Below are 22233 nucleotides of genomic sequence, written 5' to 3' on the forward strand. Positions count from 1 at the left end.
GCGGGCGGCAGTGGGGAAGAATGAGACGATGACGGATGCTTCGATCGAGCGCGAGACGCTCACCTGGGACGGCTTCGGATCGGCGACGCGAGACCTCGCGCGCAGCATCCTCGACAGCGGCTTCATGCCCGAGGTCGTCGTGGCGATCGCCCGAGGAGGCCTGCTGCCCGCCGGCGCGATCGCCTATGGCCTGGGTGCGAAGAACTGCGGCGCGATCAACGTCGAGTTCTACACCGGCATCGGGACGGTTCTGGATGCACCCGAGGTGCTGCCGCCCGAGCTCGACATGGCGTATCTCGACGGGCGGCGCGTGCTGCTCGTCGACGACGTCGCCGACTCGGGGCGCACCCTCGCGCTGGCCGTGCAGCTGCTGAAGGACAAGGGCGCCGATGTGCGCTCGGTCACGATCTACACGAAGCCCTCGACGATCATCCAGCCCGACTACGCCTGGAAGGACACGGATCTCTGGATCGACTTCCCGTGGTCGTTCCAGGGCACCGTCCGCGAAGAGGACCTCGGGCTCGCGCCGAGCGCCTGACCTCGCCTCACCCTCGCAGCAGTGCGCGCAGCGTCTGGATCGTGTCGGCACCGGACGGCGTCTTGTCGGCTCGGTAGGCCTTCACGCGGGCGAAGCGCAGGGCGATGCCGCCGGGGTAGCGGGGCGATCGCTGCACGCCGTCGATGGCGATCTCGACCACGAACTCGGGGCGCAGGAACACCGTGCTCTGGGTGCGCCTCGTCTCGAGTGGTGGAAAGTTCTCGGTCTGCCAGCGCAGAAGTTCGTCGGTGAGTCCCTTGAAGGTCTTGCCGACCATGACGAACCCGCCCGGCTCGCCGAACTCTCCGTCGGGATCGAGCGCGCCGAGGTGGAGATTCGACAGCCACCCCTGGCGACGACCCGAACCCCACTCGGCGGCGAGAACGACGAGGTCGTACGTCAGCACGGGCTTGACCTTCACCCAGGACTTGCCGCGGCGCCCGGCAGAATAAGGAGCGTCGATGCCCTTGACGAGCACTCCCTCGTGCCCGGCCGCCAGAGCATCACGCGACAGCTGCTCGGCGGCTGCGGGATCGTCGGTCACGATGCCCGGCATGCGCCACTCGCCGACAGTCTTCTCGAGTTCGGCCAGGCGGGTCGAGAGCGGCTCGTCGAGCAGGTCGCGCCCGTCGACGTGCAGCACGTCGAAGAACCAGGGGCGCAGCACGAGATCGCGCGAGACGTCGGCTCCGAAGCGCGACATGGTCTCCTGGAACGGGCGGGGGCCGCCGTCCTCGTCGAGCGAGAGCGTCTCGCCGTCGAGGATCAGGTCGTGAGCGGGGAGGCTTCGCACGATCTCCACGATCTCGGGCACACGGTGCGTGATGTCGGCGAGGCTGCGGGTGTAGACGCTCACGGCGTCGCCGCTGCGGTGCACCTGGATGCGCGCTCCATCGAGCTTGTATTCGACCGAGGCGCGGCCCGTGACCTCGAGCGCAGCGGTCGGGGTGGCGGCCGTCGAGGCGAGCATCGGGAGCACCGGGCGCCCGACCTGCAGGCCGACGGCCTCGAGCTCCGACGCGGTGCCGGCGAGGGCGAGCACGGCGGTCGCGCCCAGGTCGCCGGACAGCATCGCGGCACGGCGCACGCTGGCGACGGGACGGTCCGCAGCCTTCGCGATCGCGTCGAGCAGCACGCCGGACAGCGCACCCGTTCGGAGCTCGCCGAGCATCGCGCGCGACAGGAAGTCCCACTCGGTCGAGGTGGCCCGGGAAGCGAGCGCCGTGAGGAGCCCGGTGCGCGTCGCCGCCGACCCCGAACCCGAGGCGGCGACCAACTCGTCGAACGCCGCATCGATGTCGCCGATCGACAGTGACGACTCATCGGCGTGCTGTACGTCGAGGGCAGTGATGCCGCGCCAGCCCACGCCGAGGCGCCCCTGGCGAGGTGTCGCGAGAAGCAGGCCGACCAGGGCGGGGACGTCGTTCGCGCCGGCGCGCGCGAGCAGCTGCGACAGCGCATCGATCTTGGCGAGCCGCGACGAGGTCGCGGTGACGGTGTCTGCGGTGGTGACGAGCTCCGAGAGCAACATGGATGCAGTCTCGCACCGGCATGCGACATCGGCGACTGCCTTGCTTTCGCCCGACCTGCCGCACTATGCGAATGGGGTCAGCGCCCGCGGAACTCCGGCGTGCGCTTCTCCTGGAACGCCGCGAACCCCTCGCGGTAGTCGTCGGTGTCGCAGAGCGCGGCCTGCGCGGCGTTCTCGACCTCGACCGAGTCCCACAGCGCGAGCCGCTCGTCGCGGATCCGGGTGACCAGCTGCTTGCTCGCGAGGAAGGCGGCGGTGGCTCCGTGTGCTGCGGTCGCTGCGGCATCGGTCGTCGTCTGCAGCACCTCGTCGTCGGGCAGGACGCGTGAGAACAGCCCCGACGCCACAGCCTCGGCGCCGCTCATCAGTCGACCCGTATAGATGAGGTCGAGCGTCTTGTGCGCGCCGAGCCGCTCGACGAAGAGCGCATGGCCTCCGGAGTCGAGCGTGGCGCCCAGCGCGGCGAACGGCGACCCGATCTTCGCCGACTCCGCGACGTAGACGACGTCGGTGGCGATCAGGAGTCCGAGTCCGACGCCCAGGCAGGCACCGTGCGCGACCGCGAAGGTCGGCGCGGGGAAGCGCGACATCCTCTGCAGCAGGGGCGTGACGAGGCCGCCGAGATAGCCCATCACGTCATCGTCGCGCGGGTCCACCGCCGAGATGTCGCGGCCGGCGCAGAAAGCCCGGCCCTCGCCGCGCAGCACGAGCGCGCGCACGCCGGCGGCATCCGCCTCGTCGTACGCGCGTCCGAGCTCGCGGACCGCCTGCTCGTCGAGCGCGTTCAGCTTCGCCGGCGCGTTCAGGACGACCGTCGCGACGTCGTCGTCGATGGTGAGATCGATCATCGGATGCTCCTCAGACGTCGTAGTCGACCACGACGCGGTCGCTCGTCGGGTGGGACTGACAGGTCAGCACGTAGCCGCGGTCGAGCTCGTCGGGCTCGAGGGCGTAGTTCTCCGTCATCGTCACGCTGCCCTCGAGGACTCGTGCGCGACAGGTGCCGCAGACGCCGCCCGCGCATGCGAACGGGGCATCGGGGCGCACCCGCAGTGCGGCGTTCAGCACGGACTCGTGAGCGTCGACCGGACTCTCGACGGTCGAGGAGACGCCGTCGAGGTTGACCTCGATGCGGATCGTCTTCTCGCCGGCGCGCACCTCGACCGGGCGGGCCGTGCGCACCGGTTCGTCGCCGGTCGTGAAGAGCTCGAACCGGATGTGATCCCGTGACACACCCACGTCGGCGAGCACCTCTCGGCACAGATCCACGAGCGAGAGCGGCCCGCAGAGGAACCATTCGTCGACGTCGGTCGGGTCGATCAGCATCCGCAGGATCGTCCGCAGCTTCTCCTCGTCGATCCGCCCCGACAGCACCGGTGCCGTGCGCTGCTCGCGGGAGAGCACATGGTGCAGCGTCAGGCGAGTCGGGTATCGGTCCTTCAGATCGGCGAGGTCCTCGAGGAACATCACGTCGAGTGTCGAGCGGTTCGTGTACAGAAGCGTGAAACGCGAGGTGTCGGAGCGCGTCAGCACGGTGTGCGCGAGAGCCATGAGCGGTGTGATGCCCGAGCCTGCGGCGATGCCGACGACATGGCGCTGATCGAGGTCATCCAGGCCCGAGGTGAACGTGCCCTGCGGACTCATCACGTCGATCTCGAAGCCCGGGTGCAGGCCGGTCTGCGCCCAGGTGGAGAAGAGCCCGCCCTCGTCGCGCTTCACGGCGATGCTCAGCCGGGTCGGCATCCCGGCCGCGATCTGCTCGTCCGTGCGATGCTCTGGGGCCCGACAGAGAGAGTACGACCGGCGCACCTCGGCGCCCTCGAGCGTGGTGCGCAGCGCCACGTACTGGCCGGGCAGGTGGTCGTAGTCGTCGGCGAGCTCGGCGGGGACGGTGAAGGTCACCTCGACCGAGTCCTCGGTGAGCGGCCGTACCTCTTCGACGGCCAGCGTATGGAAGCGTGCCCGCTTCTTCGTCGTCGACGCGGAACGGTGTGCGGCGGTCGAAGGAGCGATACCGGGGGACGCGAACAGCGACATCAGTGCACCTTGAAGTGGTCGAAGGGCTCGAGGCAGGCGCGGCATTCGAACAGCGCCTTGCACGAGGTGGAACCGAAACGCGAGACCTCGCGGGTGTCGAGCGATCCGCATCGGGGGCAGCGCACGCTGATCGCGAGGCGGATCGGGCCGGATGAGATCGCCGAGCGTCCGGAAGGCGGGGCGATGCCGTACTGCGACAGCTTCTGTCTGCCGGCATCCGACATCCAGTCCGTCGTCCACGCGGGGGAGAGCACGAGTCGCACTTCGACGTTCTCGTAGCCGGCCAAGGTCAGGGCCAGGATGACGTCGTCGCGGATCGTGTCCATCGCCGGGCATCCGCTGTAGGTCGGGGTGATGTCGACCGTGACCGTGTCGCCGTCGACCGCGACGGCGCGGAGTACACCGAGATCCTCGATCGTGAGCACCGGCACCTCGGGGTCGGCCACGGCCGCGGCGATCCGCCAGGCCGTCGCCTGGTCGGTCTCGGAGAGGTCGGCGCGTTTCCTCTCGGTGCGCTCGCTCAACGACCTGCGGTCCTCAGCAGTCACCATGATGCTCCCGGATGGCGCCTGGCGAGCACCTGCATCTCGGCGAGCAGATGGCCGAGCGGCGTCGCGTGAGCGCCGCGCCGTCCGCCTGCCGAGGATGCCGAGACGACAGGCGTCTCGAGCTCCGCCTCGGCGAGCACGGTGTCGACGACCGCGTCGAAACCGGGGCGCAGCGTCGACGGTCGCACAGCGGCGTCGCCGAGTCGATCGATCAGGGGCTCGTCGCGGAAGAGCTCGTCGACGTAGGGCCAGACGTCGCCCAGCGCGCGGACGATACGCCGCCTCGACTCGTCGGTGCCGCCGGCCAGGCGAAGCACCCACTGCACCGCGTGGTCACGGTGGTAGTCGACCTCTTTGAGCGACTTCTCGGCGATCGCCGCGAAGGTCGGGTCGGTGCTCTCCCGCAGGGCGGAGTAGAGCTCGAACATGTAGGTCGACACGATGAACTGACGCGCGATCGTCTGAGCGAAGTCGCCGTTGGGCTGCTCGACGATCCACGCGCTGCGGAAGTCGGGCTCATCGCGGAAGTACGCGAGGTCGTCTTCGGAGCGGCCGTCGTACGATCCTGCGAAGTGCAGCAACGAGCGGGCATGCCCGAGCAGGTCGAGGGCGATGTTGCCGAGTGCGACGTCCTCTTCGAGCTCCGGTGCGCGGGCGATCCACTCGCCGAGCTGCTGAGAGAGGATCAGCGCGTCGTCGCCGAGCCAGAGCGCGTATTCGGCGATGTCGGCGGATGCCGCGGCGGAGCCGTCTCCGGTGAGCTCCTCGCTCAGCCGCAGCGCGTCGACCGAGACATCGCCGTGCACGTCGCCGTGAATGTCCGCATGGATATCGTTCACAGGTGCGGCACCCCTTCGGAGGCCGTGTAGTACACGGCGTGCCGGTAGTTCTTACCGGCGGGGCTCTCGAAGTAGGCGCCCTTGGCATCGGGGTCGCTCGTCGTGATCGCGTCCGCGGGAACGGCCCAGATCGAGACACCCTCGCCTCGGCGCGTGTAGAGGTCGCGGGCGTTGCGGATCGCCATGTCGGCATCCGGAGCATGCAGGGACCCGACGTGCACATGGCTCAGGCCGCGGTTCGCGCGGACGAAGACCTCCCAGAGGGGCCACGGCTCGCGTTCATCGGCTCCCGGCGTCGCCATCACGCCACCGCCTTCGTCTTCACTGCCTGCTTGCGGGCGTACTCAGCTGCGGCCTCGCGCACCCATGCGCCCTCCTCGTGTGCCGTGCGGCGGCGCTCGAGACGTTCGGCGTTGCACGGGCCGTTGCCACGCAGCACCTCGAAGAACTCGTCCCAGTCGATCTCGCCGATCACGTACTGCCCGGTCTCGTCGTCGAATCGCAGATCGGGGTCGGGAAGGGTCACGCCGAGGATCTCGGCCTGCGGCACGAGCATTCCGACGAAGCGCTGGCGGAGCTCGTCGTTGGTGAAGCGCTTGATCTTCCATTTCATCGACTGGGCGGAGTTGGGGGACTGGTCATCCGGCGGCCCGAACATCGCCAGGCTCGGCCAGTACCAGCGGTTCACGGCATCCTGCGCCATCTGCCTCTGCTCGTCGGTGCCCTGCATCAGGGAGAGCAGGATCTCGAAACCCTGGCGCTGGTGGAACGACTCCTCTTTGCAGACGCGCACCATCGCGCGTCCGTAGGGGCCGTACGACGCACGGCACAGCGGCACCTGGTTGCAGATCGCGGCGCCGTCGACGAGCCATCCGATCGCGCCCATGTCGGCCCAGGTGGGGGTGGGGTAGTTGAAGATCGACGAGTACTTCGCCTTGCCGCTGATGAGCTGGTCCATCATCTCGTCCCGCGTGATCCCGAGGGTCTGCGCGGCGGAGTAGAGGTAGAGCCCGTGACCGGCCTCGTCCTGCACCTTCGCCATCAGGATCGCCTTGCGCTTGAGGCTCGGGGCCCGGGTGATCCAGTTGCCCTCCGGCTGCATTCCGATGATCTCGGAGTGCGCGTGCTGCGAGATCTGACGGATCAGCGTCTTTCGATAGGCCTCGGGCATCCAGTCTCGCGGCTCGATGCGCTGCTCGTTCGCGATGAGCTCGTCGAACAGGCGCTCGTCATCGGAGAGCTCGTCAGCGACGAGGGAAAGGTCTGCGGGGCTGGTCATCATCGACTCCTCGGTATCCGATCGGCTTTACTGACCGGTCGTTAGGTAATTCTGACACGGAGGTCGTCGGTGCGCAAGGTGAGGGGCTCAGCGAGAGCGTGAGACGAGGTCGAGAAGCGCTCGACCGTAGGCCTCAGAGGGATCCGGATGCTCGAATCTCAGCGTCTCTCCGGCGATCTCGACCTCGACCACGAAGGCGTCGGGAAGGCGGGTCAGGGCGCGGAAGGTGCCCCGCAGCAGCTCGCGCAGCTGGTCCTCGCGCGGAAGCCAGACCGCATCGGCGAGGGTGACGGCATCGAGTGCCCACTCGGTCGTGCCGTTGAACGCGAGATCCGTGCCGCTGGGTGTCTGGCGAGCCTCGATCGTCATCTCGCTGACCGTGAAGACGTCGGCCTCGGCTTCGAGTTCGACCTCGTCCGGCAGATCGAGCTGGAAGCGATCGCCCTCCGCCGGGTGCCACACGAGACCGGCATCGCGCAGGGATACGGCCAGTTCGCGGGTGATCATCGTTCCACGCTAGACGACACGATCGGGCGTCGGGCCGTTCCGCGCGTGTATGAACGGTCCCGGGTGCCGGCGGCTTGGGGGCTCGACGTCGGTGGCATGAGGCCCTGACGTCGGCGGCATGAGGGCCTGACGTCGGTGGCATGAGGCACAGTGGAGACATGACTTCTCCCGCCGCTGTCGACACCCGCACCGCTGCGCTCTCGGCGCTCCGCGAGCTGGTCGGTCGTCCCGACGCCGACTTCCACGACGGCCAGTTCGAGGCGATCGAGGCACTCGTCGAGGGGCGCCGCCGCGCGCTCGTGGTGCAGCGAACGGGCTGGGGCAAGTCCGCGGTCTACTTCGTCGCGACCCTCCTGCTGAGACGGCAGGGTGCCGGCCCCACAGTGCTCGTCTCGCCGCTGCTGGCGCTGATGCGCGACCAGATCGCCGCGGCCGAACGGGCGGGCGTGCGCGCCGTCGCGATCAACTCGACCAACGCGCACGAGTGGTCGGAGGTGATGGAGCAGCTCGACCGTGACGAGGTGGACGTGCTGCTCGTGTCTCCCGAGCGGCTCAACAATCCCGCGTTCCGCGAGCAGCAGCTGCCGGCGCTCGTGCGACGGATCGGAATGCTGGTGGTCGACGAGGCGCACTGCATCAGCGACTGGGGGCACGACTTCCGCCCCGACTATCGTCGGCTGCGCGATCTGATCGAGCAGATGCCGCCTCAGGTTCCGGTGCTCGCCACCACGGCGACGGCGAACAGCAGAGTGGTCGCAGACGTCGCCGAGCAGCTTGGCACCGGCGGCGCGGAATCCGCAGGTGACCGACCTGAGGTGTTGACGATCCGAGGCCCGCTCGCCCGCACATCGCTGCGGTTGGGGGTGCTGCGCCTGCGCGATTCGGCGAGCCGACTGGCGTGGTTGCTGAGCCACATCGACGACCTCCCGGGCTCCGGCATCATCTACACGCTCACCGTCGCCGCCGCGGTCGACACGGCGCGGCTGCTGCGCGATCACGGCCACGAGGTGCGTGCGTACACGGGGCAGACCGACACCGACGAGCGCACCGAGTCCGAGGGGATGCTGAAGCGCAATGAGGTCAAGGCGCTCGTCGCCACGAGCGCGCTCGGCATGGGATTCGACAAGCCCGACCTCGGATTCGTCCTGCACCTCGGAGCGCCGTCCTCACCGGTCGCGTATTACCAGCAGGTCGGTCGTGCCGGTCGTGCGAGTGAGAGTGCCGATGTGCTTCTGCTGCCCGGCGCCGAAGACCGAGACATCTGGCACTACTTCGCGACGGCCTCGATGCCCGACCGTGAGCGTGCCGAGCGCGTGATCGGGGCGCTCGGCGACCAGCCGATCTCGACTCCTGCGCTGGAGGCGATGGTCGACATCCGGCGCACACCCCTCGAACTTCTGCTCAAGGTGCTCGACGTCGACGGTGCGGTGCGCCGGGTGGAGGGCGGTTGGGTCGCGACCGGTCAGCCGTGGACGTACGACGCCGAGCGCTATGAGCGCATCGCGGCCGAGCGCCGAGCCGAGCAGCAGCACATGATCGACTACGAGCAGGCCGACGGCTGCCGGATGGAGTTCCTGCAGCGCTCTCTCGACGACGACACCGCTGCACCCTGTGGCAGGTGCGACAACTGCGCGGGCATCTGGTTCCCGAGCGAGATCGGCGAGGCAGCGACCACGCAGGCTGCGGAGTCGCTCGATCGGGTCGGCGTCCCGGTCGAACCGCGACGCGCCTGGCCGACGGGAGCCGACAAGCTCGACGTGCCGGTCAAGGGTCGCATCCCTGCAGCGGATCAGGCAGGGGAGGGGCGCGCTCTCGCGCGATTGACCGACCTCGGCTGGGGTGGCACCCTGCGGGAGCTCTTCGCCGCAGGAGCGCCCGACGCCGCAGTGTCTCCCCAGGTGCTCGGCGGGTGTGTGCGGGTCCTCGCCGGCTGGGGCTGGACAGAGCGCCCGGTCGCGGTGGTCGCCATGCCGTCGCGTTCGCGTCCGCTGCTCGTCGACTCGCTCGCCCGCGGGATCTCGGAGATCGGGCGGCTTCCGTACCTCGGTGCGCTCGACCTGGTGAACGGGGGGCCCACGGGGCAGCCCGGCGGCAACAGCGTCTTCCGTCTCGGCGGTCTGTGGGACAGGTTCAGCGCGCAGGGCGTCGACATCCCCGAGGGGCCGGTGCTCCTCGTCGACGACATGGCCGACAGCCGGTGGACTCTCACGGTCGCCGCGCGCACACTGCGTCAGGCCGGCGCAACGGAGGTTCTTCCGTTCGTGCTCGCGCTCCGCGGCTGAGGCAGGCGATCCACCTCCGATCGGAGCACCTCAGCGCAGGTCGTACACGCGCTTGTACTTGCCCTCGCTGCGGGGCAGCGTGCCGGGCTCCTCGACCTTGACGTCGACGCTCGTGCCGATGTGCATCTTGATCCGGTGGTGGAGCACCGCGGCCGCGGCATCGCACTCCTCGGCACTCAACGACGGGTGCCGCTCGATGCGCACGGTCATGGTGTCGAGCTGCGCGACGTGGTGCAGCTCGAGCACGAAGTGCGGCGTCAGCGTCTCGATCCCCATCACGAGCTCCTCGATCTGCGTGGGGAACAGGTTCACGCCGCGCAGGATGATCATGTCGTCGTTGCGTCCGGTGATCTTCTCCATGCGCCGCAGAGCCGGGTAGGTCGTGCCGGGAAGAAGTCGCGTCAGATCGCGTGTGCGGTATCGGATGACAGGGAACGCCTCCTTGGTGAGAGACGTGAACACGAGTTCGCCCAGCGCTCCGTCCGGCAGTCGATCGCCCGTGTCGCCGTCGATGATCTCGGGCAGGAAGTGGTCCTCCCAGATGTGCGGCCCGTCTTTCGTGAGCACGCTCTCGCTTGCGACACCTGGTCCCATGACCTCGCTGAGCCCGTAGATGTCGACCGCGTCGATGTTCAGTCGTCGCTCGATCTCCCGCCGCATCTCGTTCGTCCAGGGCTCTGCGCCGAGCACCGCCACTCGCAGCGATGTCTTCGTCGGATCGATCCCCGCCGTCTCCATGGCATCCGCGATCGTGAGCAGGTAGCTGGGGGTGCAGAGGATCGCGTCCGGCTCGAAATCGGCGATCAGCTGCACCTGCCGCGCGGTCTGTCCTCCCGACACGGGGATCACCGTGGCGCCGAGCCGCTCGATGCCCGCATGCGCACCGAGGCCGCCGGTGAAGAGTCCGTAGCCGTAGGCGTTGTGGACCTTCATCCCCGCGCGGATGCCGGCCGCGTGCAGCGACCTCGCGATCAGATCGCTCCATCGGTCGAGGTCGCCCTCGGTGTAGCCGACGACGGTCGGACGCCCCGTCGTGCCGGAGGACGCGTGGATGCGACGGACGTCGGGCATGGGAACGGCGAACATCCCGAACGGGTAGCTCTCGCGCAGATCGGCCTTGGTGGTGAAGGGCAGCTTCTGCACGTCGTCGAGCGTGCGGATGTCGTCGGGGTGCACGCCGTGCTCATCGAACTTGCGGCGATAGACCGGCACATTCGCGTACGCATGGTGCACCGTCCACTGCAGACGCTCCAGCTGCAGGCGGGCGAGCGCCTCGGGTGCGTGCAGCTCCGGCTCGGTTCCGATCTCAGCACGGTCATCGATGTCGGTGCGGTGTTCGGTCTCGGTGCTGTGTGAGGTCATAGTCGACTCCTTCGTCGCAGGGGGGCGTATTCCATCAGATCGCGGATCTCGAGGGCTCGATCTGCCCGAGGCGTACGAACCTGTGCAGAGTGTGCACGATGGATCCTCGGGTCTGTACCGGCCGGCGTCCGCGCTCGTAGGCTCCGGATACCGGACGAAGGAGTCCGCCATCAAGGAGGAAGCTGTGACCACGACGACGACGATCCTGGAGTCCATCACCGCCCCGGAGGGCGTCGGACGCCCCATCCCGGATGCCGCGACGCGCGAGGTGATCGGCCATGCGCCCGTGCACTCGGTCGATGACCTGAACCGCACCATCGCGAACGCCCGCGCCGCGCAGCCCGCGTGGGCCGCTCTCGGTCACGCCGAGCGCAGCCGCATCCTCCGCACGATCGCCGACGACCTCGACGCGAACGCCGAGGAGCTGGCCGTGCTGCTCTCGCGCGAGCAGGGCAAGCCGCTGAACGGTCCGAACGCACGCTTCGAAGTCGGGGCGTGCTCGGCCTGGACCCGCGCCGCCGCAGACACCCCGCTCGAACCGGAGGTCGTCTTCGAAGCCGGCGATTCCCGCGCGGAGGTCCACTACGACCCGCTCGGTGTCGTCGGGGCGATCGGCCCGTGGAACTGGCCGATGATGATCACGGTCTGGCAGATCGCGCCGTCGCTGCGGATGGGCAACACGGTGGTCGTCAAGCCGAGCGAGTTCACGCCGCTGTCGGTGCTCGCGCTCGCGGAGATCTTCAACCGGCACCTTCCCGAGGGCGTGCTGACGGTGATCTCGGGGGATCGGGAGGTGGGAGCGGCGATCGCCGCGCACCCCGACCTCGACAAGATCATGTTCACAGGGTCGACGGCCACGGGTCGCAGGATCGTCGAGGCGTCCGCTCACAGCCTCGCTCGCCTGACCCTCGAGCTCGGAGGCAACGACGCCGGCATCATCCTTCCCGGCACCGACATCGACGCGATCGCCGAGAACCTGTTCTGGGGCATCTTCATCAACACGGGTCAGACGTGCGCCGCCCTCAAGCGCCTTTACGTGCACGAGTCGCAGTACGAGCAGGTGGTCGAGACGCTCGCGAAGCTCGCCGACGCCATGCCGCTCGGCAACGGTCTGGATGAGGCGAACGTTCTCGGGCCGCTGCAGAACGAGAAGCAGTTCGACATCGTGTCCCGACTCGTCGACGACGCGAGGGAGCAGGGGGCGCGAATCGTCGCCGGAGGCGAGCCCGCTCCCGAGCACGGGCCGCTGTTCTACCGCACCACGGTCGTCGCCGACATCGATGACGGCACCGCGCTCGTCGACGAGGAGCAGTTCGGTCCGGTCATCCCGGTCATCCGCTACTCCGACGTCGACGACGCCGTCCGCCGGGCGAACGACTCGACCCAAGGGCTCGGCGCGTCGGTCTGGTCGAACGATCCGGATGCGGCGAGTGAGGTGGCCCGCCGCGTGCAGGCCGGAACCGTGTGGATCAACCAACACGGGGCGATCAACCCGCACGTGCCGTTCGGCGGAATCAAGGCGAGCGGCTACGGGCAGGAGTTCGGCGTTGCCGGGCTCAAGGCGGTCGCGGCCCCCAAGGTCATCCAGCGCTGAGGTCCGGCCGCAGCGCGGCGCCAGGCCGGGGCCGGAATCGTGACGACACCGATTCCGGCCCTCACCATGCAGGGTGCCGCGCACCGTCTCACCCCGCCTGCGAACGGTTCGTCGTGAGCGAGCGGCCACGGACCTCGGCGACGACATCGCCCGACTCATCGGTCACGGTCACGTCGTAGAGCCCGTTCCGGCCGCTGACGACCCGGCGAACGGCGCGTGCCGTGAGCCGCTGCCCCGCAGTCGTCGACTTCAGGAACGTGATGTCGGCGCCACCGGCGACGGTGACCCGCTCGTCTTCATTGCAGGCGATCGCGAAAGCGGTGTCTGCGAGAGTGAAGACCAGTCCGCCGTGCGTGATCGCGAAGCCGTTCAGCATGTCCTCTCGCACCGTCATGGACACCACGGCCTCTCCCGGTGCATCGAGTTCGACGACCATGCCGAGCATCGCCGACGCCGCATCGCGCTGCATCATCGGCCTCATGCGGCGACGACCTCGGACGCCGGCTCCTTGTTGACGAGGGTGAGCACGTCGTACGTCGCCACGAGCTCGTCGCTCTGGTTGCGGATCACGGCATCCCAGCGCACCTCGCCGTACTCGTCGGTCTCGCGCGGGGTGATCTGCTTGGCGGTGAGCTCGACCCGGATCGTGTCGCCGGGGGACACCGGCGTGATGAAGCGCAGGTTCTCCAGCCCGTAGTTCGCGAGCACGGGCCCTGGTTCCGGGTCGACGAAGAGACCGGCGGCCCACGAGACGAGCAGGTAGCCGTGCGCCACGCGTCCGGGGAAGAACGGGTTCGCCGCGGCGGCCGTCTCGTCCATGTGCGCATAGAAGGTGTCACCCGTGAAGTGGGCGAATGTCTCGATGTCGGCAAGCGTCACCTCTCGCGAAGCAGAGACGATCTGGTCGCCGATGCGGAGCTCGGCGAGCGACTTGCGGAACGGATGCCGTCCGTCGCTGTGGGCGGCTGCCCCCGCATGCCACACCCCGGTCAGCGCCGTGAGCATCTCGGGCGAACCCTGCACGGCGGTGCGCTGCATGTGGTGGAGCACCGCACGGATGCCGCCGAGCTCCTCGCCGCCTCCGGCACGACCGGGGCCGCCGTGCACGAGGTTCGGCAGCGGCGAGCCGTGCCCGGTCGACGACCGTGCGTCGTCGCGGTCGAGCAGCAGCATCCGGCCGTTGAACGGCGCGATGCGCGCGGCGAGATCCACAGCCTGCACCGGGTCGTGCGTCGCGATGCTGGTGACGAGTGAGCCGCCGCCTCGGGCGACGAGCGCGGCCGCGTCGGCGGTGGTGTCATAGGTGAGCAGCGACGACACAGGACCGAAGGCCTCGATCGAGTGCGCTGCGTCTGTCTGCGAGTCGTCGAAGCGCAGCAGCAGAGGCGAGACGAACGCGCCCTCGGGAGCGAGGCCCGTGGCGCTGTCGGTCAGGCGCACCTCGGGAGCATCCGTCGTTCCGACGACGATCCGTCCTCCTGCCTCCTGCAGCCTGCCCACCTGTCGCAGCACCTCGTCGCGCTGTGCGGTCGACGCGAGAGGGCCCATGGTGACACCCTCCGCGCGTGGGTCGCCCAGCACGGTCTTGTCGGCGATGCGCGCCCGCACAGCGGCGATCACCGCATCCGCAGACCCGGTGGGCACGATCGCGCGACGGATGGCCGTGCACTTCTGACCGGCTTTGGTCGTCATCTCGGTGACGAGCTGGCGCACATACGCGTCGAACTCGGGGGTGCCCTCGACAGCGTCGGTGCCGAGCACCGACGCGTTGATCGAGTCGGTCTCGGCGGTGAATCGCACGCCGCCCGTCTGCACCGCAGGGTGGGCCTTGAGGCTCTCCGCCGTCGACGCGCTTCCGGTGAAGCCGACGATGTCTCCCAGTCGGAGGTTCTCGAAGAGGTCGGGAACGCTGCCGCTGACGAGCTGGAGCGATCCGTCGGGCAGCAGACCGGACTCGACCAGGATGCGCACCATCGCCTCGGCGAGGTAGCCCGTGGGCGTCGCGGGCTTCACGACGGTCGGCATGCCGGCGAGGAACGCCGGTGCGAACTTCTCGAGCGAGCCCCAGACCGGGAAGTTGAAGGCGTTGATCTGCACGGCGACGCCGGGAAGCGTCGTGTAGACGTGGCGCCCGAGGAAGGACCCGTCCTTCGAGAGCGGCTCGACAGGACCGTCGACGTGCACGCGGCTGTTCGGCAGCTCACGTCGGCCCTTGCCGGAGTAGGAGAAGAGCACCCCGATGCCGCCGTCGATGTCGACCCACGAATCGTTCTTCGTCGCCCCGGTGCGGGAGGACAGCGCATACAGCTCGTCCTTGCGCTCGGTCAGGGCGAGGGCGAACTGCTTGAGCAGCACGGCCCGCTGATGGAACGTGAGCGCACCGACGCTCTTCTGCCCCACTGAGCGAGCGTGCTCCAGCGCCCCCGCGAGATCGAGGCCCTCGGTGGAGACGAGGGTGACGACATCGCCGGTCGACGCGTCGCGGACCTCGGTGGAACGTTCAGGCGACGACGGCGTCCACCACTCGCCCTGGACGTAACTCGGCAGATACTCGGTCATCTCTCCTCATTCCATGCGTAGAACCCTTCGCCGCTCTTGCGGCCGAGCTTTCCTTCGGCGACCATCCGTCGCAGCAGATCCGGCGGGGCGAACCGCGCGCCGAGCGTGCGCTCCAGCTCTTCGGCGATGCCCAGGCGCACATCCAGACCGACCACGTCGGTCGTGCGCAGCGGGCCCACCGGATGCCGGTATCCCAGAGTCATGGCCGCATCGATGTCGGCGGCTGACGCGACCCCCTCTTCGAGCATCCGGATCGCTTCCAGGCCGAGCATCACGCCGAGTCGAGACGATGCGAACCCGGGGGAGTCGCGGACGACGATCGGCGTCTTGCCCAGGGCGGTCACCCAACCCGTCGCGCTCTCGACGATCGCTTCATCGGTCGCCGCGCCGCGCACGATCTCGACGAGCGCCGATGCGGGCACGGGGTTGAAGAAATGAAGACCGAGGAACCGCTCGGGGCGCAGGCGACCCGCAGCCAGGTCATCGATCGAGATCGACGAGGTGTTGCTGGCCAGCGTCGCGCGCTCGGGCAGGGCCGCCTCGACGCGCGCGAGTGCATCATCCTTGAGAGCACGGTCCTCGGGCACCGCCTCGATCGCGAGGTCGACCACGGTGAAGGCTGCGAGATCGTCGCCCGTCATGAGGCGGCCGGCGAGCTCCGCTTCGTCCAGGGAGGAATCGCGTTCGACGGATCGGCGGATGCTGTCGCCGATGCGGGCGCGCGCCGCGTCAGCGCTCGCCGCGTCGCGCTCGACCACGGCGACCCGCGAGCCAGCGAGCAGGAACGCATGCGCGATGCCGGCCCCCATGCGCCCGCCGCCCAGCACGCCGACTCTGCGCGGTGCCTTCTCGGTGTCGCTCATCGGCTCTTCCTCTCCAGGAACGCGGTCATACGGCGGTGCTTCTCGGGCGACTCGAAGAGCTCGGCCTGCAGCTCGAGCTCGATCGCCGGGTGCTGCGCTCGCGGAGTGCGCAGCGCGCTCTTCGTGTACTGCGTCGCCAGCGGATCGTTCGCCGCGATCCGGTCGACGATCCCGTGCGCGGCCGCGAGCAGTTCCTCGGCCGGATGCAGTGACGAGACCAGCCCCCAGCGCAGCGCCTCCTCGGCATCGAGCGCTCGCCCGGTGAGCAGCAGCTCGCTCGCGCGGGCGTCGCCGACGATCTCGGGAAGTCGCCAGGTCGCACCGGCCGCCGCGATGATGCCGAGACCGGTCTCGGGGTTGCCGATGCGCAGGGACGGAGCCGCGATGCGGATGTCCGCGGCGTAGGCGAGCTCGGCCCCGCCGCCGAGAGCGTAGCCGTCGATCGCCGCGATCACCGGCATCGGGAGCTCGTGGATGCGGATGAACGCGGTCGCGTTGATGCCTCGCCTGGCGTCGTCCGCGGTGCGATCGCGCAGCTGGGCGATGTCCGCACCGGCGGCGAAGACGCCGCCCGACCCCGTGAGGATCAGCGTGCGCGGAGCCTCTTCGAGCATCGCGCACAGCTCGTGCAGCGCGTCGACCATCGCCTGGTCGATGGCATTGCGCTTCTCGGGGCGGTCGAGCGTGGCGACGACGCGATCGTCTCGCTCCTCGATGTGCAGGGTCACGTCAGACGCTCCACGATCATGGCCGTGCCCTGCCCGACGCCGACGCACATCGTGGCCAGTCCGTAGCGTGCGTTCTCGCGCTCGAGTCGACCGAGCAGTGTCACGATCAGACGAGACCCGCTGGATCCGAGCGGATGGCCGAGCGCGATGGCTCCGCCGTCGGCATTCACGATCGCCGGGTCGAGCCCGAGTCGGCGGATGCAGGCGAGGGACTGCGACGCGAACGCTTCGTTCAGCTCGACCGCTCCGAGGTCGCTCACCTGCAGTCCCGCCTTCGCGAGCGCCTTCTGCGTGGCCGGCACCGGACCGAGTCCCATGATCTCGGGAGCGAGTGCGGCTGTCGCGGACGCGACGATCCGCGCGCGCGGACGCAGGCCGTGCCGCGCGACGGCATCCGCGCTCGCCACGACGATCGCGGAGGCTCCGTCGTTCAGCGAGCTGGAGTTGCCAGCCGTGACGACCTCGCCGCCCGCAACCACGGCGCGCAGCCTCGCGAGCGCGTCGAGGGTGGTGTCCCGACGCGGTCCCTCGTCGGTGTCGACGATTCCGCGGCCCGTCTCGACTCCGACGATCTCGGAGGCTAATCGTCCTGCGTCGATCGCCGCGATGGCCCGCCGATGGCTCTGCAGCGCGAAGGCGTCGGCGTCCGTCCGGCTGATGGCGTCGACGCGGGCGACCTCCTCCGCAGTCTCCGGCATCGAGAACGTCGCCTTGTCGCGCTCGCTCATCCGAGGGTTCGTGAAGCGCCAGCCGATGGAGGTGTCGAAGGCCGCGCCGGGCTTTGCCCACGCACGCTCGGGCTTCGCCTGCACCCAGGGCGCTCTGGTCATGGACTCGACGCCGCCGGCGACTATGAGGTCGGCGTCTCCGGCGCGCACGGCGTTCGCGGCGAGGGCGATGGCCGACATCCCCGAAGCGCAGAGCCGGTTGACGGTCAAGCCGGGGATCGAATCGGGGAGGCCCGCGAGCAGCACGGCCATGCGTGCGACGTTGCGGTTGTCCTCACCCGCCTGGTTCGCGGCTCCGAGGATCACCTCGTCGATCTCCTCCAGGGGCACCGTGGATCTGCGGACCGTCTCGCCCACCACGAGGGCGGCGAGATCGTCGGGGCGGACGGACGCGAGTGTGCCTCCGTAGCGGCCGACGGGGGTGCGGACGCCATCGACGAGATAGGCCTCGGACATCGTCATCCTCTCGATCACCAACGCTGGCGATAATTTCAGACCGATCGGTCAGGAATACGATCTCAGATCGGTGGACGAATGGCAACTCATGGGGAATGACAGACTGGGCCCATGGCGCAGCTCGGATTCGACGCGCCGGCCCCCAAGCGAGGCCGGCCAGGTTATGACCGCGAGCAGGTGCTCGCGGTCGCCGTGAAGGTGTTCAACGAGCAGGGCTACGACGCGACCAGCGTCGCCGACCTCAGCGCCACCCTCGGGCTCACCAAGTCCGCGCTCTACCATCACTTCGAATCCAAATCGGCGATCCTCGAGCTCGCGCTGACCGATGCCCTCGACGCTCTCGAGGCCGTCGTGGACGACGCGACGGCACGGCATCCTCTGGCCTCCGACCGCCTGCGGTCGATCATCCGCGGGGCGGTGCGCGTGCTCACCGAGAAGCTCCCGTCGGTCACGCTGCTGCTGCGGGTCCGGGGAAATGGCGATGTCGAGACGGCAGCCCTCGTGCGCCGGCGCGCATTCGACCAGCGGGTCACCGCGATCGTCACCGAGGCTCAGGCCGAGGGGCTGATCCGCGACGACGTCGATGCCGCGGTCGCGACCAGGCTGATCTTCGGCATGATCAACTCTGTCGTCGAGTGGTATCGGCCCGGCGGGCCGGTCGACCCCGACGAGCTGGGCGAGGACATCCTGCGGGTGAGCCTGGACGGTCTGCAGTCGCGCTGACGCCCTCCGCGCCGAGGTAGTGCGCGTATGCTGTCCGACACGCGACGAGGCGAGGAGTGACGAATGGACGATCGCACACCCGAGGCGGTCGCTGGCAGAGTCGTCGTCGACTGCGGTGCGGTGCCCTCCGCCGAGCGGTTCGACATGTGGACCGATGCCGTGAACCGCAGCTTCGTTCCTTTGCGCGCCTGGTCGACCGACGGTGCCGTGCGTTCGGGGTTCGAAGGCAAGCTGGTCGCTCAGCCCGTGGGTCCGCTGTCGGTCTCGAGCGTCGCGGGCTCCGCCGTGCGCGTGAGCCGGACGAGAGCGGAGATCGCCCGCGACGACCCCGGACACATCAAGCTGGGCGTGCAGCTGCGGGGGCGCAGCGTGATCGGTCAGGACGGTCGGGAAGCGATTCTGATGCCCGGTGACTTCGCCGTCTACGACACGACGCGGCCGTACGCGCTCGACTTCGACGGCCCGTTCCGGATGCTCGTGGTGATGTTCCCCCTCGAGACGCTGCGCATAGATCGGGCGCGGCTTCGCGCGCTCACCGCCTCGCGATTCTCCGGACGTGAGGGCGTCGGAGCGATCGCCTCGTCGATGCTGCGAGCCTATGACGCGACGCTCGAGGACGGCACGCTGCAGAATCGGATGCCGCTGTCCGATGCCGTTCTCGACCTGCTCACCGCCGCGCTGGGCGAGCGGCTCGAACTGGAGCTGGACGGCGGCGAGGAGGTCGGCCGCCGCGCTCTGCTCACGCGGATCGAGCTGTACATCGCCGCGCATCTCGGCGACGCGGAGCTCACCGTCACGCAGATCGCGGTCGCCCACCACATCTCGGTGCGGTACCTGCAGAAGCTGTTCGAGGGTAAGAACGACACCGTCAGCGCCTGGATCAGGCACCGCCGGCTCGACGCCACGCGGCGCGACCTGAGCAACCCGACGCAGAGCGGACAGCAGATCTCGGCGATCGGCGCGCGCTGGGGCTTCACGGACGCGACCGCCTTCACCCGCGCGTTCCGCACCCGGTTCGGCATCACTCCCAGCGAGTACCGCGCGCAGACCCTCAGCGTCGCTCACTGAGCTCTCGCGCGCTGAGTCGTCGCTCACGAGCCGCCCTCCACTGCGCGCCGGCTCCGCAGTCCGCCGAATATCCGTGCGCATCCGGCATATCGCTGTTCGTCGGTGGCCGGTCGGGAACGCCCGGCGCGAGTGATCCTGATCGGAGAGCAGACGACGACGTCTGTCGTTCAGAGAGGAACGAGTGATGACCGAGCTCACAGAGGGTGCCGACTACATCGTGATCGGCGCGGGGTCCGCAGGCAGTGCGATCGCACGTCGACTCGTCGATGCGGGGCACAGCGTGCACGTGATCGAAGCAGGCTCCGTCGACAGCGATCCGAACATCCACTCGCCGCAGGGGTGGCCGGGGCTGCTGATGTCGCCGAACGACTGGGCGGTCATGACGACACCGCAGGAGCACCTCGGCGGGCGGGTCCTCTACTGGCCTCGGGGCAAGACGCTCGGCGGATCGAGCTCTCTGAACGGCATGATCTACATGCGCGGTGACCGTCGTGACTACGACGGCTGGGCGGCGCAGGGCGCGAGCGGCTGGTCATGGGAGGACGTCCTCCCGTACTTCCGCCGATCGGAGGATCATGTCGACGGCGCCGACGAGTTCCATGGAGCCGGTGGTCCGCTGCCTGTGGAGCGGATCCCTGCAGACAAGCGGCATCCGCTCGCGGCGGCGTTCGTCGAGGCGTCGGTGGCGAGCGGCATCCCGCGCACCGAGGACTTCAACCGCGAGAGCCTCGACGGGGCCGGGTTCAACCACACGACGACCAAGGACGGCAGGCGGGCATCGGCGTGGCAGTCGTTCGTGGCGCCGATCCTGGGGCACGAGGCACTGGCCGTGACCCCGAACGCGCTGGTCGACAGGATTCTCGTCGAGGACGGCAGAGCGGTCGGCGTCGAGTACGAGGTCGACGGGGTCCGTCACCTCGCGAAAGCGCGGCGCGAGATCGTGCTGTCCGGCGGAGCGATAGGCTCGCCGGCCGTGCTGCTGCGCTCGGGCATCGGACCCCGGGGTGATCTCGAGCAGCTGGGAATCGAGGTCGTCGCCGACATCCCGGGCGTGGGGGAGAACCTCCACGACCACCTGCTCGTCAGCGTGCTGTACGACGCCCTCGACGCGGTGGCCCCGCCGCAGTGGAACCTGCTCGAGAGTCAGCTGTATGCCCGCTCGAGTGTCGTGGCCGGCGATGACGCTCCCGACCTGCAGCCGCTGTTCATCCATGTGCCGTATCCGACGGACGGCGGAGCCGCACCCGCGCAGGGGTACACGATCGCCGCCGGAATCGTCCGGCCCCACTCGCGAGGCACTGTGCGATTGGCGGCTGCAGAGCCCTCGGTCGCGCCTCTCGTCGATCCGAACGTGTTCGCCGACGAGCGGGATCTCGAGGCGATGGTCGACGCGATCGAGTTGGTCCGCGCGATCGGCGGTCGCGACGAGTTCGCGCCCTTCCGGGCCTCCGAGTTCGCTCCGGGGGAGAACGTCACGACCCGCGACGAGCTGCGCGATTTCGCCCGGCGCACCGTCGGGACCTATCACCACCAGGTCGGGACGTGCCGGATGGGGGTCGATGAGCTCGCGGTCGTCGACCCGCAGCTGCGGGTCAGGGGCATCGCCGGGCTCCGAGTGGCCGACGCGTCGGTGATGCCGTCCGTTCCGAGCGCGAACACGAACGCACCCTCGATCATGATCGGCGAGCGCGCGGCGGACCTGCTGCTTGCCGAGTAGGTCAGTCGTCCGCGGGGGCGACGCGCGGCGGCCATGACGTCGCGCCGAGCTCCCGCGAGATGTTCCGCGCGGTCTCTCGCAGCGCGTGGAGCACGGCATCCGAGGCGGGAGCGTGCGACGTCGGCATCACGACCGCGACCGCCGCGACGATGTCGTTCGAGGAGTCGGCCACGGGCGCCGCGATCGACGACTCGCCGAGCACGGCCTCGTCGACCTCGGTGGCGCTGCCGCGTTCGGCGATCACCGGCAGCTCCATGATCAGACGGGCGACATCGGTGATGGTGTCTCCGGTGAGGCTGGGCAGCGGGCGCTCGAAGACCGTGCGCTGGAAGCCGAGATCGTGCGCGAGCAGAACCTTCCCCATCGCGGAGGCGTGAGCGGGGATGGCGACGCCGGTCTCGAGCATCTGCTGGCTGTCGTCGGGGCGTAGGTCGTGGTGGATGACGAGGACCTCATGGAAATGCGGCGCACCGAGTCGCACGGGCAGGTTCGTCCGGCGCGCGAGCTCCTGCGTCCACCGCATGGCGCGCGCCCTGACATCGAGGGTGTCGAGGTACACGTTGCTCAGGCGCAGCAGCGTCGGGCCGAGCATGTAGCGCTGCCCTCCGCGCTCCTTCGCGACAAGTCCATGCTCGCGCAGGGACTTGACGATGCCGTGCACGGTCGACGGAGGGAGATTCAGTGCGAGAGCGAGATCGGTGATGCCGAGGTGACGCGCTCCCTGCAGCAGTTCGAGCACTTTGGCTGCGCGATCGATGGCCTGGATCACAGCGGCTCCTCCCTCCGGTCGTCGTCGAGCCGGGCGGTCTCGTCGGCCGCCAGGTAGATCTTGACAACTCGACTGCGCCCGAGCATATTCGACATTGACGAACAA

General features: G+C 69.1%; 21 protein-coding genes. 6 read left to right on the forward strand and 15 right to left on the reverse strand.

Annotation, left to right across the window (positions count from 1 at the left end):
- Positions 1-28: 28 nt before the first annotated feature.
- On the forward strand, positions 29-538 hold the full coding sequence (locus MRBLWH13_RS02760; RefSeq protein ID WP_341956793.1) for a phosphoribosyltransferase: 510 nt from the start codon (positions 29-31) through the stop codon (positions 536-538).
- 7 nt (positions 539-545) lie between these two features.
- Here MRBLWH13_RS02760 and MRBLWH13_RS02765 read toward each other — a convergent pair whose 3' ends face one another.
- From MRBLWH13_RS02765 to MRBLWH13_RS02800, 8 genes are all read right to left on the reverse strand, one after another.
- Positions 546-2069 (reverse strand): ATP-dependent DNA ligase, encoded by a 1524-nt coding sequence (locus MRBLWH13_RS02765; RefSeq protein WP_341956794.1) that lies wholly within the window; start codon positions 2067-2069, stop codon positions 546-548.
- A gap of 77 nt (positions 2070-2146) precedes the next feature.
- On the reverse strand, positions 2147-2917 hold the full coding sequence (locus tag MRBLWH13_RS02770; protein ID WP_341956795.1) for an enoyl-CoA hydratase/isomerase family protein: 771 nt from the start codon (positions 2915-2917) through the stop codon (positions 2147-2149).
- 10 nt (positions 2918-2927) lie between these two features.
- Complete coding sequence (gene paaE, locus MRBLWH13_RS02775) at positions 2928-4106, reverse strand: 1,2-phenylacetyl-CoA epoxidase subunit PaaE (RefSeq protein WP_341956796.1); 1179 nt, start codon at positions 4104-4106, stop codon at positions 2928-2930.
- A complete protein-coding gene (paaD, locus tag MRBLWH13_RS02780; protein WP_341956797.1) occupies positions 4106-4657 on the reverse strand; it encodes a 1,2-phenylacetyl-CoA epoxidase subunit PaaD in 552 nt (183 codons plus the stop codon). The genes paaE and paaD overlap by 1 nt, the downstream gene beginning before the upstream one ends.
- Positions 4651-5493 carry a 1,2-phenylacetyl-CoA epoxidase subunit PaaC gene (gene paaC, locus MRBLWH13_RS02785; RefSeq protein WP_341956798.1) on the reverse strand — a complete coding sequence of 281 codons (843 nt, stop codon included), beginning with the start codon at positions 5491-5493 and terminating at the stop codon, positions 4651-4653. Before paaC ends, paaD begins: the two co-directional genes overlap by 7 nt.
- Entirely contained in the window at positions 5490-5795 is a 306-nt protein-coding gene (gene paaB / locus MRBLWH13_RS02790; RefSeq protein ID WP_056308954.1) for a 1,2-phenylacetyl-CoA epoxidase subunit PaaB, read from the reverse strand. The genes paaC and paaB overlap by 4 nt, the downstream gene beginning before the upstream one ends.
- Positions 5795-6772, reverse strand: a complete 978-nt coding sequence (paaA, locus tag MRBLWH13_RS02795) for a 1,2-phenylacetyl-CoA epoxidase subunit PaaA (protein ID WP_341956799.1) — start codon at positions 6770-6772, stop codon at positions 5795-5797. The genes paaB and paaA overlap by 1 nt, the downstream gene beginning before the upstream one ends.
- Positions 6773-6859: 87 nt before the next feature.
- Positions 6860-7279, reverse strand: a complete 420-nt coding sequence (locus MRBLWH13_RS02800) for a pilus assembly protein CpaE (RefSeq protein ID WP_341956800.1) — start codon at positions 7277-7279, stop codon at positions 6860-6862.
- A 158-nt stretch (positions 7280-7437) separates the two neighbouring features.
- Here MRBLWH13_RS02800 and MRBLWH13_RS02805 point away from each other — a divergent pair, with 158 nt between their 5' ends.
- Complete coding sequence (locus MRBLWH13_RS02805) at positions 7438-9561, forward strand: RecQ family ATP-dependent DNA helicase (RefSeq protein ID WP_341956801.1); 2124 nt, start codon at positions 7438-7440, stop codon at positions 9559-9561.
- A gap of 30 nt (positions 9562-9591) precedes the next feature.
- Here MRBLWH13_RS02805 and paaK read toward each other — a convergent pair whose 3' ends face one another.
- Entirely contained in the window at positions 9592-10923 is a 1332-nt protein-coding gene (gene paaK, locus MRBLWH13_RS02810; protein WP_341956802.1) for a phenylacetate--CoA ligase PaaK, read from the reverse strand.
- Positions 10924-11107: 184 nt separating this feature from the next.
- Between paaK and MRBLWH13_RS02815 the strand changes: the two genes are divergently transcribed.
- Positions 11108-12517: an aldehyde dehydrogenase family protein gene (locus tag MRBLWH13_RS02815; protein WP_341956803.1), complete on the forward strand. Its 1410-nt coding sequence runs from the start codon at positions 11108-11110 to the stop codon at positions 12515-12517.
- A gap of 88 nt (positions 12518-12605) precedes the next feature.
- On the opposite strand, the gene paaI is transcribed toward MRBLWH13_RS02815, so the two are convergent.
- From paaI to MRBLWH13_RS02840, 5 genes are read right to left on the reverse strand one after another with little or no spacing between them, the layout of a single operon-like run.
- Entirely contained in the window at positions 12606-12989 is a 384-nt protein-coding gene (gene paaI, locus MRBLWH13_RS02820; protein ID WP_341956804.1) for a hydroxyphenylacetyl-CoA thioesterase PaaI, read from the reverse strand.
- Between the two features lie 5 nt (positions 12990-12994).
- On the reverse strand, positions 12995-15076 hold the full coding sequence (gene paaZ, locus MRBLWH13_RS02825) for a phenylacetic acid degradation bifunctional protein PaaZ (RefSeq protein ID WP_341956805.1): 2082 nt from the start codon (positions 15074-15076) through the stop codon (positions 12995-12997).
- Positions 15073-15939 (reverse strand): 3-hydroxyacyl-CoA dehydrogenase family protein, encoded by an 867-nt coding sequence (locus MRBLWH13_RS02830; protein ID WP_341956806.1) that lies wholly within the window; start codon positions 15937-15939, stop codon positions 15073-15075. Before MRBLWH13_RS02830 ends, paaZ begins: the two co-directional genes overlap by 4 nt.
- Complete coding sequence (locus tag MRBLWH13_RS02835; RefSeq protein ID WP_341956807.1) at positions 15936-16667, reverse strand: enoyl-CoA hydratase/isomerase family protein; 732 nt, start codon at positions 16665-16667, stop codon at positions 15936-15938. The genes MRBLWH13_RS02830 and MRBLWH13_RS02835 overlap by 4 nt, the downstream gene beginning before the upstream one ends.
- The gene (locus tag MRBLWH13_RS02840) at positions 16664-17851 is read right to left on the reverse strand and encodes an acetyl-CoA C-acyltransferase (protein ID WP_341956808.1); all 1188 of its coding nucleotides are present in this window, start codon (positions 17849-17851) and stop codon (positions 16664-16666) included. The genes MRBLWH13_RS02835 and MRBLWH13_RS02840 overlap by 4 nt, the downstream gene beginning before the upstream one ends.
- Before the next feature lie 111 nt (positions 17852-17962).
- Between MRBLWH13_RS02840 and MRBLWH13_RS02845 the strand changes: the two genes are divergently transcribed.
- From MRBLWH13_RS02845 to MRBLWH13_RS02855, 3 genes are all read left to right on the forward strand, one after another.
- The gene (locus MRBLWH13_RS02845) at positions 17963-18574 is read left to right on the forward strand and encodes a TetR/AcrR family transcriptional regulator (protein ID WP_341956809.1); all 612 of its coding nucleotides are present in this window, start codon (positions 17963-17965) and stop codon (positions 18572-18574) included.
- A 63-nt stretch (positions 18575-18637) separates the two neighbouring features.
- Positions 18638-19642 carry a helix-turn-helix domain-containing protein gene (locus MRBLWH13_RS02850; RefSeq protein WP_341956810.1) on the forward strand — a complete coding sequence of 335 codons (1005 nt, stop codon included), beginning with the start codon at positions 18638-18640 and terminating at the stop codon, positions 19640-19642.
- A 184-nt stretch (positions 19643-19826) separates the two neighbouring features.
- On the forward strand, positions 19827-21359 hold the full coding sequence (locus MRBLWH13_RS02855) for a GMC family oxidoreductase N-terminal domain-containing protein (RefSeq protein WP_341956811.1): 1533 nt from the start codon (positions 19827-19829) through the stop codon (positions 21357-21359).
- 1 nt (position 21360) lies between these two features.
- On the opposite strand, the gene MRBLWH13_RS02860 is transcribed toward MRBLWH13_RS02855, so the two are convergent.
- Complete coding sequence (locus MRBLWH13_RS02860; protein WP_341956812.1) at positions 21361-22128, reverse strand: IclR family transcriptional regulator; 768 nt, start codon at positions 22126-22128, stop codon at positions 21361-21363.
- Positions 22129-22233: the final 105 nt, after the last annotated feature.

Origin of the sequence: Microbacterium sp. LWH13-1.2 (genome assembly GCF_038397735.1) — a bacterium.
Taxonomy (GTDB): domain Bacteria; phylum Actinomycetota; class Actinomycetes; order Actinomycetales; family Microbacteriaceae; genus Microbacterium.